The organism is Succinimonas sp. (genome assembly GCF_045225735.1).
GTDB lineage: Bacteria > Pseudomonadota > Gammaproteobacteria > Enterobacterales > Succinivibrionaceae > Succinimonas.
This window is the reverse complement of sequence record NZ_JBGVBR010000215.1, coordinates 1-14690: the sequence shown is the minus strand read 5'-3', so window position 1 is coordinate 14690 and position 14690 is coordinate 1. Positions and strand designations below refer to the sequence as shown.

Genomic DNA, 14690 nt, shown 5'->3' with positions numbered 1-14690 from the left:
ATGTGCCCATCCATCTGTCCGTCCAGACCAATACCATTAACTATGCCAGCGTGAAATTCTGGGAACGCCAGGGCATCAAAAGAATCATCCTCTCCCGGGAGCTTTCTCTTGAAGAAATCGCAGAAATCCGGCAGCAGTGTCCCGACATTGAGCTCGAGGTCTTTATTCACGGAGCCCTCTGCATGGCCTATTCCGGAAGATGCCTGCTCTCCGGGTATCTCAACCACCGGGACTCCAACCAGGGAGCCTGCACCAATGCCTGCCGCTGGAAATACACCCTGCATCCGGCCCGGGAGGACAGCGCGGGAGATCTTGTTATCGCAAACGGAAATCAGGATCCCGATATCGGTATCGGCCCCGTTACCGACCGGAGCTACTTCATTACCGAACCGGGCCGCCCCGAAGAACCCATGCCCGCCGAGGAGGATGTCCATGGCACCTATATCATGAACTCCCGGGATCTCTGCGCCGTCAGACATGTCAAAAGGCTTACGGAAATCGGCATTGACTCCCTGAAAATCGAAGGCCGCACCAAGTCCTTCTACTATTGCGCCCGCACCGCGAATATCTACCGTAAGGTCATTGATCTTGCCGTTCAGGGGGAAGAGGTAACTCCGGAGATCCTGGCAGAGGTTAATACTCTGGCTAACCGAGGCTGGACAGACGGCTTTCTCGTGCGGCATCCCATTCAGGACTACCAGAATTACGAGTGGGGAAACAGCGTCACCGACGGAAGCCAGGTGGTGGGTGAGGTACTGGATATAGAGGAGGACGGCACGGCCAAAATAGCAGTCAGAAACCGTTTTGACGCTGGAGACCGCATTGAGATCCTGACTCCCGGAAAAAGCTTCTTCATGACGGCGGAAGCAATTTTTGAAAAGGGAGTCCCGGTATCCTCCGCACTGGGGGACGGCCATACCGTAACCATGAAGACTCCGGCCCGTCCCGAGAATGCCCGGTTCGCCCTGATAGTAAGACTGCCAAAAGAACAGGCTTCAGCGTAAAACAGGATAAAACCCCGAAATGGCATGCGTAATCAGCTCAAAATGCGTCAACTGCGAAATGTGCGAGCCGGACTGTCCCCGGGGAGCCATTTCCTTTAACGGCAAAACCTTCGTTATCGATCCCGCCCTCTGTGAGGAGTGCTCCGGTTTCTACCCCGAACCCCAATGCATCAGCGTGTGTCCGGTAAAATGCATTAAAAGAGAGTCCGAGATCCCGGTCTCCGGGAAGTCCGGAAAGCCCGCCGGAAAAAAAGTAAAGGCAGCAGCATCCTCCGGGTAACTCTCTCCCGGAAAGCCATGGCGCCAGCAATTTCAGCATCAGATAAAGATAAGAGAGCTCCATAATGACTGCAAATAACCTCCGCTCCGGAGCAAAGTTGTCCGGAAGCAGAAAAAACCTGAAGGCCGCCCTTTCCCTTGCGGCATTGTGTCCGAAGCTCCTCCTTGCCGTTACCGCAGCCTTGCCTCTGGCGGCTCTGGCCAGACCGGCGCCGGGCATACTGTTCCAGGATGACCTGAGCGCCGGCGCCTGGCATAACGGCACTGATTACCTGCTCCCCCTGACTCACAAAAAACCGGGTACCCTGCGTTTTGCCGGCGGATGTCCTTCCGGCTACGGTCAGGACGTCACCGTTACCGCCCTCAAATCATCCGGCGGCAAGGTTATCGGGGGCACCTGGACTCCTGACGGCTCCAAGACCGGCTATCAGGCGGAAATCAAAATCGTAAGCTTCGGCGATTTGGATTACAGCCTTCTTATCGTCAAGGACAAAAAAGGAAATACGGTGCAAGTCCTGAATCCCTTTGACCGGAACCCGGACTCGTCCGTGCCACCGGGAGATGTGGTGGATATCAATGACGGGTATCAGTTCATAAGAGGCGTCTACCGGGATCCCTCCGGCATTCCGGTAAGGTTCACCCTGGGAGATCCCGCGGAGAATCTGGAAAGAATAAGCGCTGACGCCATTTTTACCGGAAAGGACGGTCAGGTCATTATCATGGAGGACGGCGATGAAGCTCATGCCATCACCTTTGAAAAAGGTTCCGACTTCAGCGTGATTCCGGTGTTCAAGCTGGGGAACAGTTATCTCAGATTTGTCCCCACTCCAGAGGGAGCCGAACTCAGGTACACTGACGAAATAAGGGGTTCCCGGATTCCCGCAGACGCTCCTCAGGATCGGGTTTATAAAAGGCTGGTTTTTGATCACTCCCGGCCGCGGTTTTCCTATCTCAGCGAAAGAATCATGGACGAAGGCTTTTTCAGGCAGTACAGCGCCGATTTTCTGCGGCTCATGCGTAATGAAATCATGGCCCGGTACGGCTATGTGTTCAAGGATCCCGGCCTTCGGGCCTACTTTGAAGATAAGCCCTGGTACAGTCCGGATGAAGCGGCGGAGATCATCCTGAATCCCATCGAGGAGATCAATATGGTGATGCTTAAAAACGCCGAGGCTCGGGCCAAGAAGAAAAAATAAGGTGTTGCCAGACCCAGCAACCCGACAGTATTCAGGTTTATTTCCTTGCAGGCTTTACGCAGGAAAACAAAAAGACACTCACACGGAGGTATGTCTTATGAAACATCTCAGGCTTATGTCCCTGGCAGCCGGCATGCTGCTCTCTCTTTCCGCCCTGCCCTTATCCGCAGCTTTTGCCGTGGAAGCAGGCTTCTACGATGATCTCAGGAACAGCAAATGGCACGACGGCTTTGTTTTCTACTATCCGGAAAACCATACCCCGAAATCCCAAACCCTGAAGTTTGCCGGAGGCACCATGCATGAAGGCGGCTATGAAGCCACCCTCACCGGCCTCAATGTCAGGAACGGCAAGGTCACCGGCGGCACCGTGGCCAAGACGGAATGGTCGCCGGAAAAGAAAGCCTCTCTCGTGATCACCGATGACAACGGCATGAAATACAGCATGCTGTATATCAGGGATCTCAAGGGCAAAACCATTAACATCCTTAATCCCCTCCCTGACACTGCCAATACCAGTCGGCTGATAGACGTTAACAACGTTTATCTCAGCCTGAGAGGCCGCTACCTTGATGACGAGGGGAATCGCTACGTGTTTACCCTGGGAGATCCTGATAACGACTACCGGGAGCTGCCCGACTCCTCCTCCCTCACCGGAAACAGAAAGGAGGCTTGCATTCTGATTACCCCTGAGGAAATCATTCCGCTGACCTTCGAGGAAGAGTTTGAGTTTACCGCTCCGGTTTTTAAGCTGAACGGCATTTATGTGGAGGCCCGCCCTACGGCCGATGGTCTGGAAATACACTATATTCCGGGCATTGATGACAAGGAGAACCCCGAAGGAACTCCCAAGGAAGGCATTTACAAAAAGCTCTATCCGGTGCTGGAAATGCCTCGGTTTGCTTTCACTGAAGAAGTGATCCTGAATATGGGACTTCTGGGACACTTTGATTACCGGACTCTCCGGCTGATGCGAAACGAGATCATGGCCCGCCACGGCTATGCCCCGTTCAAAAGTCAGGATCTCAGAGACTACTTTGAAAGCAAGCCCTGGTATAACCCCGCCTCCGACAAGATCCAGCTGACTCCGGTGGAAAAGATCAACGTGGATCTCATCAGGCTGGCAGAGGAGCGGAGAAAGGAGCAGGAAGCCGAAGACGCGGGGAAGTAGCATAGAACCGGAACAGGCCTGACCTGCGGGGCCGTTTCCGCGGTTTTATCTCACAAGGCTCCCCGGATTTTCCGGAGGAGCTTTTTTCATGCCGTTCAGGTTCTCATAACTGGGTATGAACAATCAGGGAGAATACAGGAGTTTTTCCATGTTTCTGACTAAGATTGACAGTTATGAAGGATAAGGCACGTTGCATCCGCAGCATTTTCTGTCCAGTGTCAGACCTATCAGCCGATCCGTCTCATCAGCCATGAACAGCGGGATATTGAGCACGTCGTCATCCAGCTTCAGATTGTCGAGAGAGAAGCGCACTCTCAATTTGACCAGATCCGGAAAGAGCTCCCGGAATTTTCTGAGACTCTTCCCGGCAGTATGAGCCTCAGACTTAACCTCTACCGGAAAAATATCATTCTCCCGCTGGATCAGAAAATCAACCTCATATGGGGGATTCGTCTGCGACCAGTAGCGGGGCACAACTTCAAACTGGGTAATTAAACTCTCCAGCACAAAATTCTCTGTCAGGGCGCCTTTAAATTCGGTAAAAAGGCGGTTCCCCTCCCCGAAGGCCGTGGGCGCCAAATTCGAGAGACGGCGGAGGAGCCCCACGTCCGTGAGATAGATCTTAAAGGCTGACAAATCATCATATGAAGCTTCAGGAAGCCGGGGAGCCGCGCTGCGATAAATCTTATGCACCAGACGGGCATCTTTAAGCCACTCCAGGGCATCCTCGTATTCCCGGGCTCTGGCTCCGTTTTTAACAACCCGGTAAAGGAACTTTTTGTTTTCCCGGGCCAGCTGGGACGGCACCGATTTCCAGATCAGGGAAAGCTTCTGATATTCACGGCCGCCCGCATACCTGGCAAAATCGCGTTCATAGGCGCCGATAATATCGGACAGCGCTTCCTCTATACCGGCAACATCGCGTAATTCTGTCCAGCGCCGCACGGCTTCAGGCATTCCGCCCGTCACGTAATACATTTTGAGCTTCTCGCACAGGGGATTAAAAAATGCGGCGGGTATTGGTTCAATGCTGCTCGTGCTTTTCAGAAAGTCTGCCAGATTTGCATCCCCGTTGGCAATCAGAAATTCCGAGAAGGTCATGGGATCAAGCTGCATGAAACTGACTTTTCCCACAGGAAAAGACGATGGTTTGGCCAAGGCTGTTCCCAAAAGAGAACCAGCGCTGGCGATATGATACTCGGGGGCGTTCTCACAGAAGTCCTTCAGGGAATTAATGACATTCGGACAGTCCTGCGCTTCATCAAAAATGATCAGGGTCTTTTCCGGCACAATCTTCTGACCGCTGGTCATCATCAGATTCTGCAAAATGCGGCTGACATTTTTTGTGGTCTCAAAGAACTGCCGGAATTCTTCATGTTCTTCAAAGTTAAAATATGCCACGTTCTCATAGCAACGTCTCCCGAATTCCTTCAGGATCCAGGTTTTGCCGACCTGACGCACCCCTTGCAGAATAAGGGGCTTGCGACAGGGAGAGTCCTTCCATTTTATAAGCTTTTTAAGAATGAATCTTTCCATGACATGACTTCTCACGCTTTTATGCGATATTCTGTGTTATAGCATCACACAATTATTAGTATTCTGGTGCAGAACAATCACATTTTTATGAGCTTTTTGGGACGTTTTATCACACTTTTTACACAGTTTAAGGTGAACAGGAACCAGAGAGACGCTGCGGATGACTGGAAATGGGATTTTGCGGATCTTCTGCAAAGTTCTGTGGGGTGTAATGTTTCAAAATGCGGAATAAACTGAAAAACGGAATCCATGATGCCAAAATCAGAGCTAATGCACATTGTCGCATCCTATCCCGAACTGGATGTATTTTTTTAAGTTTCTTGCATTGCTATCTGCTCACCTCCTTGCAGGAATAAAAAAGGAGCCGTTAAGCTCCTATTGTAGTTTAAGTTTAATTTAAATTTTGATTTTATTTGAATGGTTAATAATTTTATCAAACGGCGTTACAGGATTCATAGCCCAGAGTTTTTGAATATCAAAATGATGCGACTCAAATTTACTCTTAAGGTTTCGTTCTCTGAGCATGTCTCTCTTAAAATCTTTTTTGCTTTTTGAAGGCAGCAAATCTTCGATGTTTTTCAGATCCATGGCTCTAGTCAGTTCATCTTCAATGTTTTTTACCTGCGGTACGCAATAAACATCCTTTATATTTGAAGATTTTTTTGCCTTTTTGATGTTTTCATTCAGAATTGCAGGATTTCCCACATCGGTATCAAAAACAAAAACTAAAATTGTTCCATCCTGTAAAGTTCTCAGTTTCAGGTCGGTCAGTCTTTCCTGCACGACATTCAAAATCTGAACTTTACCGGGGATAATCAGGCGCATGTCGGTTTTAAGAACTTCAATTAACCTCTTTTCATCATCGCCTTCTACATAGTATTGAAATATTCCTGAAGCTTTTTTCATTTAAATTTCCGTTAATGCAAATATTTTTTCCAACATAGGAGCGGACGAGAACAGATCGTTCTGAACCGCAGTCTTCAAAGAATCTCTGTTTTTCTTAATGTAATCTCCGGCATTGATGATGGAAATATAGCAGACTCCGTCAAATACCTCCTTGCGCAGAAAATTAAAACTGTGCTTTGGAAAATTCATCTCAAGAATATCCATATTATGGGTAGTAAAAAACAGCTGCCTATCTCCTTCAAGCTTTTCCACCATAAGTGACAGGAATGCTTTTTCAATATCTGAATGGATAAACGAGAACTTTTCATCACAATAAAAGAAGGAATACATTCCGCTTACCATTGCCGCAAACATATTTGCCAGACTGACGCCTTCTCTGGTTCCACTAGAAAGAAGCCCGTCATCAACAATGACACCGTTTTTGATTATCACCTGGTTTCCACCATGCTTGATAACATAGGTATCATTCACTTCCTTTACCTTTTCAACATCAGTGATAAGGGTATCCATGGCTTGAAGGGTATATTTCAGAATCTGCAGATATCTCTCTTCGTTTTTTGGCGTATAGCCGGCAGCCATACTTACACTGTCTCTTGGAAATTCAAAAGCCCATGACAGATTTTTAATTTTTTCCAGTTCTCTGATATAGTCGCTGCAGTAATCGGTGTCTGATTTTGAATTCAGCTTTTCCAGCGTCTTTTCGTATGTATCATTTTTGCCGATTTCTGTCTGCTCAACTTTAATCAGAAAATCACTGCTTGAATAGCTTTTGTTTTCCTTATTTCCTTTGATTATTGAGGAAACCCTGTAAAAGTCATCGTTTACGACAAACTGGATCTCAAATACGGCGTCTTTCTCAGTGTCATTTATGCACGAAGTGATGCCGGCATATTCCTTCTTGGCAATGAAATTAAGAATGCTCAGCAGCATTCTGCCGATGGAGGTTTTGCCGGAGGCATTGGCGCCCATCAGAATGTTCAATTTTTTATACCTGAAATTCGGATGATCCTTAAGGCATTCAGTCATCTGGTTTCCAACGATTTTTTTGGCGTAAGTCATAGACATTTCAAAGTCATTGAAAGCCATGTAGTTATCAAGTTTCAGCTTCATCAAAATCATTGTTCTATCCTTTGTATTAGTTCCGTTTTATGGAAGTAATGCAATTTTACTATTCTTTTCCAAACAGATCAACAGCGGCAGGTGCTCATAAAAAGACCGCCGCAGCGATCTCCTTAGGTATACAAAAGGAGCCGTTAAACTCCGGAGTTTCAGACGTTCTTCATCACCCATTCAAGAGCGTGGCTGCCATCCATGAAAACCACGCCGCTTACCCCCTGAAGCCTGATCTCAGCTGCAGGAGGTGTCTTTGGTGAGGAACTCGCAAACCGCGCCGAAGCAGGACAGGTTCCCGGCTCCGTTCCAGCAGTGTCCTGCGAGGAGTGCCTTGTCACCTTACCGCAAGGTCTTACTCCAGCGGCATTTCAGATCCTCCGGGGCGGGAGCGGCAGTCTGCAGGTTCTTGCTCTGTCAGGAACAACGGCAAGGAGTTTTACAGACAGACCGGAACTTACTAGATCAATTTGTTTGACTTTAGATTAGCCACATGTAAAACTTTAGATTATCCGGGGACAAACTTTGGATTTTCCGGATACCAAACTTTGTATTTTCCAAAAGGAGCTCCCATGATTCATCGCAGCGCTGAGGAAACACTCCGGCGCCTGACCGCGCAGTTTCCGATTGTTGCTATAACCGGCCCCAGACAATGCGGCAAGTCCGCCCTGGCAAAGACGGTATTTCCCGATAAACGCAGCGTCTCATTTGATGACCGCGCCATGAAAGAGCTCGCCATGGCAAATCCGGCGGATTTTATTGCCGCATTCCCTGATGGAGCTGTTATTGACGAAGCTCAGAAGGTTCCAAATATCTTTGATGCCCTGAAGATGCATGTGGACAGTTCTGAATTTACTCCCGGAAAATTCATCCTGACCGGCTCCAGTCAGTTCAGACTCAGACAAAACATGAGTGACAGCATGTGCGGGAGAGCGGCTTTCCTGAAGCTTTTACCTTTCTCAGTAAAGGAACTGAAAGACGCCGGCAAGCTTCCTGACAATCCCTACGATGTCATTTTCGGGGGGCAGTACCCGCCTCTCCGGGATCCGGAAAAGCGTGTTATCCCGCAGGACTGGTATGAAAGCTATCTTGACACCTACCTTGATTTGGAAGTCCGAGAACAAATCAATACGTCCAATCTGCCCTCCTTCAGAAAATTCATCCGGATTTGCGCGGCGCACAGCGGTCAGCTTCTTTCCATGGACAGCATCTCCCGGGAAGCGGGGGTTTCCGCGCCTACTATCAAAAAATGGCTTTCGATTCTGGAAGGCTCTTTCATCATTCACTTTCTGGAGCCTGATACCGGAAGTCTCAGCAGGAAACCTGTGAAAACCCCAAAGCTGTACTTTACTGATTCCGGTCTCCTGTGCCATCTCCTCCGGATAGCTTCAAAGGAGGAGCTCCTCCTGAGCCGGCACAAGGGGATCGTTATCGAAACCTTTGTCATAGCGGAGCTTTTGAAGCGCCGGGTTAATTCCGGCAAAGCCCCGCAGCTCTCTTTCTTCCGCGATAAATACGGCTTTGAAGTTCCTGCCATTGCGGACTGGAATCATCCCTTTGCCATGGAAATAGCGAGCCGCCATGCCCCGGACGAAAAACTGGCAGGAAACGCCAGAAGATATGCCGGATTGCGGGAGGACTGCGAGGTAAGAAGCGCTGTTTTTTATCTCGGCGATATCTCCATGACCATCAATGGTACCTCCTATGTATCCTGGAAAGACTGGGAGAGCTTTATCTCCTGAGAGATAAGGTGGCAAAAAAAATACCAGCAGAACCTTAAGGCCATGCCGGTACATTATGCTGACAGTCATCATCTTCGGAGCCGGTTCCTGACCAAGGTCAGGCTCGCCGCTCCGGAAAGCTCTTAGAACAGAGCGTTGTTAACAGTGCGGGGGAACGGAATCACATCCCGAACGTTGCCCAGGCCGGTAACATACACAATCAGTCTCTCAAAGCCCAGACCGAAGCCGGAATGCACCACTGAGCCGTAGCGGCGGAGATCCCGGTACCACCAGTAATTCTTAGGATCAAGATTCATCTCGGCCATTCTCTTGTCCAGCATGTCGAGACGCTCCTCTCTCTGGGAACCGCCGATGATTTCGCCGATGCCCGGAGCCAGCACGTCCATGGCGGCCACAGTCTTGCCGTCATCGTTAAGCCGCATATAGAAGGCCTTGATATCCTTGGGATAGTTCTTCACCACCACCGGAGCCTTGAAATGCTCCTCGGCCAGATAGCGTTCATGCTCGCTCTGGAGGTCGATGCCCCATTCCACCGGATACTCGAACTTCTTGCCGCAGTTCTTCAGAATTTCAATGGCATCGGTATAGTCCACCTGCGCAAAATCGGAGTTAATGAAGTGCTCCAGACGGTTAATGGCTTCCGGATCCACTCTCTCCCGGAAGAACTCCATATCATCGCGGCGTTCCTCAAGAACGGCCCGGAACACGTACTTCAGCATGTTTTCTGCCAGACGGGCGTTGTCGTTCAGGTCGTAGAAGGCCACCTCCGGCTCCACCATCCAGAACTCAGCTAGGTGTCTGGTGGTGTTGGAGTTTTCCGCGCGGAAGGTAGGTCCGAAGGTATAAACCTTGGACATAGCACTGGCAATGGTCTCGGCATTAAGCTGGCCGGAAACGGTCAGGAAGGCTTCCTTCCCGAAAAAGTCCTTGCTGAAATCCACCTTGCCGTCCTGAGTCTTGGGGGGATTGGCAGAATCCAGAGCGGTAACCCGGAACATCTCGCCGGCGCCCTCGCAGTCAGAGGTAGTAATAAGCGGCGTGGAGATCCAGATAAAGCCGTTTTCATTAAAGAATCTGTGAATGGCCTGAGCCAGGCAGTTTCTCACCCGGAGCACCGCACCCATAATATTGGTGCGGGCGCGGAGGTGAGCGTATTCCCGAAGGTATTCCGGAGTGTGCCGCTTGGCGCTCATGGGATAGGTATCAGGATCCTCCACAAGGCCGCATACGGAAACGGATTCGGCCTGCATTTCATACTGCTGGCCCTTGCCCTGAGATTCGGCAATGACGCCCTCGGCAATAACCGAACTTCCGGTGGTAAGCTTCATTACCCCGTCAGCGTAATTAGGAAGCTCCTTGCCGGCCACCACCTGCAGTGAATTAAAACAGGAGCCGTCATATACTGCGATAAAGGAAAAGCCGGCCTTGGAATCGCGGCGGGTTCTCACCCAGCCCCGCACCTGCACCCGGTCACCTACATTCACCTGCCCTTTAAGGACTTCATCAACTGATACGATTTTCATGAACACTTAACCCTTGCTAGAAAAAATCTCTCTGTTCCTTAAAACAGAAAAGCCGCGGAATCCCGCCGGGACTCCGGAGCTTACGAATCTGAATAATCTAAAACAGGCCTCATTTTATTACCGGAGGCCGCTTTCATCAAGCCTGTAAAAACCCCGGCCCTGCTGCCAAAACCCGCCGTCACTGGCCCTGCTGTTTATTCGGAGTTACCGTGTCCTGAAGGCGGAGATTGTCCCTGTCCAGCTCTCGGTTCCGGAAGCGGAGATCCACATAATAGGCCCCGTGAGCCGCCCGGGATGGCTGAAACAGCACCGGGAGGGCATTAAGACCGGTATTTTTGACAGCATCAATAAGGGGACAATTATACTCTTCGGTAAATACCACCCGGTCAGATGACACTCCGGCAGGATAAAACTCCATCTCCAGAAAGGAATGCCCCCGGGCGTCCTCGGAAATGCTGAGGATTCTTCCGGCCGTGAGATCCCATCTCAGAAAGCGGCTGGTATTCCGGGCATAGGCAAACCAGGATTTTCCGGCCACAAAAAGGAGCCCGCCCGTAAAGACCTCCATCAGAATATAGTATTTCTGAAAAAATTCCGACAGACTGCGAAACACCAGAAAGAAAATGCAGATGGAGGCGAGTCCTAGACAGATCCAGGCAAAGCGGAGATCCCCCTTCCGGGCTGCAGGACGGGTGTACCCCGAAAGATCCAGATTAATGGGGGCTTCGGCATTCCACCTTTCAGTTCTCGTAAAATTTTGTCCCGGAGCTTCCGTCATGGCAAAAAATCCTGTCCCTGCCGGGGGAAAGCCCTGTTTGGGGCAGTCCCGCCGCTAAATATGCTTAGCCTCTTCAGCTAAAGATCCGCTTCTTACTTGATAACCTTTTTGAAATCAGCGCTGACCGGCTTTGCGTCCTTGTCGTCAAAATACATCACGGCCTTTATCTCGCAGGTACGGCTCAGCATGGTATTAAGCACCGTGGAGGCTGCCTTGGGATCATTCTCCGCATCCAAGGTAACCCGCCGGGTTTCGCAGAAGCTCCCGAACTTATCCACGCTGTTTTCAAGAGCATGGTTCTCTTCATAAACCGTGAGACCGTTGGCCTTATAGCTGAAATGCACCCTGGCAATATCCGCGCTGATATCCAGAGGGTTATTGATGCAGTAGGGAACGGCAATAACCGGATGCGTTCTGTCGGAAGTATCAAAGGAGCAGTCAGTAATGGTCAGGGACGGCAGCGTTTCATAATCGGAAAGGCTGGAGCACCCTGCCATAAAAAGCCCCAGAGAACAAGCAAGAGCAGTCAGTGTTAAGTTCTTCATATCGTAAAAAACCCGTAAAATCAGAGTCACAGCATCAATTACAGGGGCCTATTATACCCGATCCCCTGTAACATCGCTGTTTTTTAAGCCGGAAGCGTCACGGCAAAGCTCCCGGCCATCCCTGTTTCTGCCTTTCTGTTTGCTTCCGCCATTTCTGCTTTCCTTTATGTGCAAATGGCGGTGGGGGCAAGCAGTTTCTTCACCCCTGTTCCCGTTCCCCGCTCATCCTTCCTGTGATAACCCGCCGGAAGGGATTACTCTTCTCGGATATAATGCGCCTGGAATACTGACAGTAAACATGCAAAACAGGATAGAACAGGACAAACCATGACTGAAACAGTGCTTATCGTAAACGAAAACAATGAAGTAACCGGAACAGCGCCCCGGCCGGAAATGCGAGCCAGAAGGCTGCCGCACCGGGCCTCGTACATTGTTCTTGAGGATATGTCCGGCCGCTTCTATGTAGAAAAGCGGACTCTCACCAAGGATTACTGCCCCGGCATGCTGGATGCCTGCATCGGGGGCGTGGTAACCATCGAGGACGGGGATGACATGGCGGGCAGCGCCGGAAGAGAGCTCCGGGAGGAACTGGGCGTCAGAACTGACCTTGTCTGGCTGGGCTGGCTCCGGATAGACGTTCAGGACAGCTTTGTTTACGGCGGGCTCTTTTATGGCAGACACGACGGCGCTGTTACCATGCAGCCTGAAGAGGTGGCAGACGTGATCATGCTTACGGAGGATGAAATGCTGGCAAGAGCGAAGGAAGCCACCCCTGATTCCGTCATCGCCTTCCGGGAAATTCTCCGGAGACTTCGGGCCCGGGAATGATGTCCGTCCGGCTGCTATCCGGCTCATATCCGGCCGCGGCCCGATCCTCTCAGGGGCGAAATCCTTACAGCCAGCCCTTCTTCTTAAAGATAAAGTAGGTAAGCACGGCCGAGAGAATCATAAGGCCGATGGACACCGGATAGCCGTACTCCCAGGCCAGCTCCGGCATATGGCCGAAGTTCATGCCGTAGATACTGGCGATAAGGGTGGGCGGCATGAACACCACGGCCGCCACGGAGAAAATCTTGATAATGCTGTTCTGCTTGTGGTTGATGTAGGACATGGAGGTCTGGAGCTGGAAGTTGATCTTTTCAAAAAGGAACTGCGTATGGGGCAGCAGAGATTCAATGTCCGCCAGAATGCCGTCAATCATCTCGAACTCCTCCGGGGTGAATCTGGCGGAAAGGTTCTTTCTCAGAAACCTTAGAGCCTTTCTGGTATCAAAGAGGGAGACTCTGATTTTGGAGATGGTGCCTTCCTGAATGATAAGCTCTTCAATCAGCTCCGGAATCTTTTCATCATCGTCGGCCATGATCTGATCGGCGGTTTCCTCCAGGGTGGTGTAGGAGTCCTCGATATAGTCGGAAAGGGATTCCACCTTGATGTCATGAAGCTCCAGCAGAATATCCAGACTGTTCTGAATCATCACCCGGTCATGCTTGATGTAATGACGCAGGAGCCGGATAATGCTGACATCCTCTTCGCGGAAGCTTATCAGCATTTTGCCGTGAATGGTGAAGAGCACGTTCACTGATTCGGTTTCCCGGCCCTTGCGCTGCGGGAACAGAGAGGTAATGTGCACACCGTCGCTGTCCACATAAAAACGGGAGGTGGATTCGATTTCCTCGATGTCATCCTCCTCCGGCACCTCCTCCTTGAAGAGATGCTGCATCCATTCTCTTTCCTCCTCCGTGGGACATTTGATATCGATCCAGATGGTGTTTTCCGGCAAAACGCCGTTCACATCGAAATTTTCATAGGTAAGTGTTTCATTGTGAATTTCGTAGGTTCTGATCATAATGCTCACCACATCCGGAGGGCTGCTGACCGCTTTTCAGAACTCGGAAAAGCGAATCCGCAATATTCACACGGCAGTACGGGGCATTTTATCACCAGAAAAGACCGGATTGGCAGGCCCGAATGTAATATTATGCCGTTTATCAAAATCTTGATTACGACTCACAGACAGACAAAGACTCTGACTTGTCTGACTCTGACTTGTCCGTTTTTGAAACACGGCGTGCTGAGCGGCCTCCCTTCGACTCGTCCCAGTCATCTGTCCCCTGTATTTCTCAATGATCTCGCCATGCTTTCGATTACCGTCCGGCAACGCCATCTGCAAGCAACCGTAAAACCTGAAACTGTCAAAACAAAAAAGACAGCGCATGCATCGGAGATCACCCCGGATACAGCACTGTCATCATCAATGAAAAAAGTCAGCAAAAATACTGTCAGCTACGGCTTTGCAGCAATGTTTCAAATTCCTGATCCGTTACGCCGAGTTGCGCTGATGCCACATCTCTTGCGATAAAGCCTGCTATGTACAAGTCCAGAACAGCGCTTATCTTTCCCCTTTCCTCACCTATTTTCACGCCTCTTGCCTCGCCTATTTTCTCACCCTCTTTTCTGCCCTGTTCAGCAGCATCATCGCATTTGCCCTGAAGAAAGTTATCAAAAATTTCATTGGAAGTAATTGACAGTTCCATAGCATCCTCCATTTTTCTTTCGTATTTTTCAATAAACTGCGCCATGACATCATAGCCCTCCTTGAGGCACGCCCTCTTGAAGGTCTCTATGAATTCTACACCATTCTTGCATTTAGTTCTGAGAACTGCGGCAAGCTTGGAAAACCAGATATACTGACCTGCGATGGTATTGTTTTCTTTCGCGGAGAGCACACGTATATCGAAATGCACATATTCGGGTATGCGGGTAATCTTCGGGTGGTACATCCGGGTAAAGTTCATCGTGCCGTCCGGTTTCGCTTCTTCGTCTCCGGTATATATCAGGCAGCACCTTGAGGGCGGCAGATAAAACTGCGGGGCGCGGTATTTGCTGAATTTATGATCGGTAAC

General features: G+C 50.1%; 14 protein-coding genes. 6 read left to right on the top strand and 8 right to left on the bottom strand.

Annotation, left to right across the window (positions count from 1 at the left end):
* The 4 genes from ACJROR_RS07470 to ACJROR_RS07455 all read left to right on the top strand — a co-directional run.
* A partial coding sequence (locus ACJROR_RS07470; RefSeq protein WP_406546573.1) for a U32 family peptidase C-terminal domain-containing protein occupies positions 1-1004 on the top strand: 1004 nt, incomplete at its 5' end.
* Between the two features lie 19 nt (positions 1005-1023).
* Positions 1024-1284 (top strand): 4Fe-4S dicluster domain-containing protein, encoded by a 261-nt coding sequence (locus ACJROR_RS07465; RefSeq protein ID WP_406546572.1) that lies wholly within the window; start codon positions 1024-1026, stop codon positions 1282-1284.
* A 97-nt stretch (positions 1285-1381) separates the two neighbouring features.
* Complete coding sequence (locus tag ACJROR_RS07460; protein WP_406546571.1) at positions 1382-2479, top strand: YARHG domain-containing protein; 1098 nt, start codon at positions 1382-1384, stop codon at positions 2477-2479.
* Between the two features lie 97 nt (positions 2480-2576).
* Complete coding sequence (locus ACJROR_RS07455; protein ID WP_406546570.1) at positions 2577-3647, top strand: YARHG domain-containing protein; 1071 nt, start codon at positions 2577-2579, stop codon at positions 3645-3647.
* Between the two features lie 171 nt (positions 3648-3818).
* Here ACJROR_RS07455 and ACJROR_RS07450 read toward each other — a convergent pair whose 3' ends face one another.
* The 3 genes from ACJROR_RS07450 to ACJROR_RS07440 all read right to left on the bottom strand — a co-directional run bounded on the left by ACJROR_RS07450 (position 3819) and on the right by ACJROR_RS07440 (position 7208).
* The gene (locus tag ACJROR_RS07450; protein ID WP_406546569.1) at positions 3819-5183 is read right to left on the bottom strand and encodes an ATP-binding protein; all 1365 of its coding nucleotides are present in this window, start codon (positions 5181-5183) and stop codon (positions 3819-3821) included.
* Between the two features lie 396 nt (positions 5184-5579).
* Complete coding sequence (locus tag ACJROR_RS07445) at positions 5580-6089, bottom strand: hypothetical protein (RefSeq protein ID WP_406546568.1); 510 nt, start codon at positions 6087-6089, stop codon at positions 5580-5582.
* Positions 6090-7208 (bottom strand): hypothetical protein, encoded by a 1119-nt coding sequence (locus ACJROR_RS07440; RefSeq protein WP_406546567.1) that lies wholly within the window; start codon positions 7206-7208, stop codon positions 6090-6092.
* A gap of 563 nt (positions 7209-7771) precedes the next feature.
* On the opposite strand from ACJROR_RS07440, the gene ACJROR_RS07435 reads away from it, so the two are divergent.
* Positions 7772-8941: an ATP-binding protein gene (locus tag ACJROR_RS07435; RefSeq protein ID WP_406546566.1), complete on the top strand. Its 1170-nt coding sequence runs from the start codon at positions 7772-7774 to the stop codon at positions 8939-8941.
* Between the two features lie 122 nt (positions 8942-9063).
* On the opposite strand, the gene asnS is transcribed toward ACJROR_RS07435, so the two are convergent.
* From asnS to ACJROR_RS07420, 3 genes are all read right to left on the bottom strand, one after another.
* Positions 9064-10464: an asparagine--tRNA ligase gene (asnS, locus tag ACJROR_RS07430; protein ID WP_406038007.1), complete on the bottom strand. Its 1401-nt coding sequence runs from the start codon at positions 10462-10464 to the stop codon at positions 9064-9066.
* A gap of 178 nt (positions 10465-10642) precedes the next feature.
* Entirely contained in the window at positions 10643-11242 is a 600-nt protein-coding gene (locus ACJROR_RS07425) for a hypothetical protein (RefSeq protein WP_406546565.1), read from the bottom strand.
* Positions 11243-11334: 92 nt separating this feature from the next.
* A complete protein-coding gene (locus tag ACJROR_RS07420; RefSeq protein ID WP_406038011.1) occupies positions 11335-11787 on the bottom strand; it encodes a hypothetical protein in 453 nt (150 codons plus the stop codon).
* Between the two features lie 327 nt (positions 11788-12114).
* Between ACJROR_RS07420 and ACJROR_RS07415 the strand changes: the two genes are divergently transcribed.
* Positions 12115-12615 (top strand): NUDIX hydrolase, encoded by a 501-nt coding sequence (locus ACJROR_RS07415; RefSeq protein WP_406546564.1) that lies wholly within the window; start codon positions 12115-12117, stop codon positions 12613-12615.
* Positions 12616-12679: 64 nt separating this feature from the next.
* Here ACJROR_RS07415 and corA read toward each other — a convergent pair whose 3' ends face one another.
* Positions 12680-13633 (bottom strand): magnesium/cobalt transporter CorA, encoded by a 954-nt coding sequence (corA, locus tag ACJROR_RS07410; protein WP_406038015.1) that lies wholly within the window; start codon positions 13631-13633, stop codon positions 12680-12682.
* Positions 13634-14066: 433 nt separating this feature from the next.
* On the bottom strand, positions 14067-14690 hold a 624-nt coding region (locus tag ACJROR_RS07405; protein WP_406546563.1), incomplete at its 5' end, for a hypothetical protein.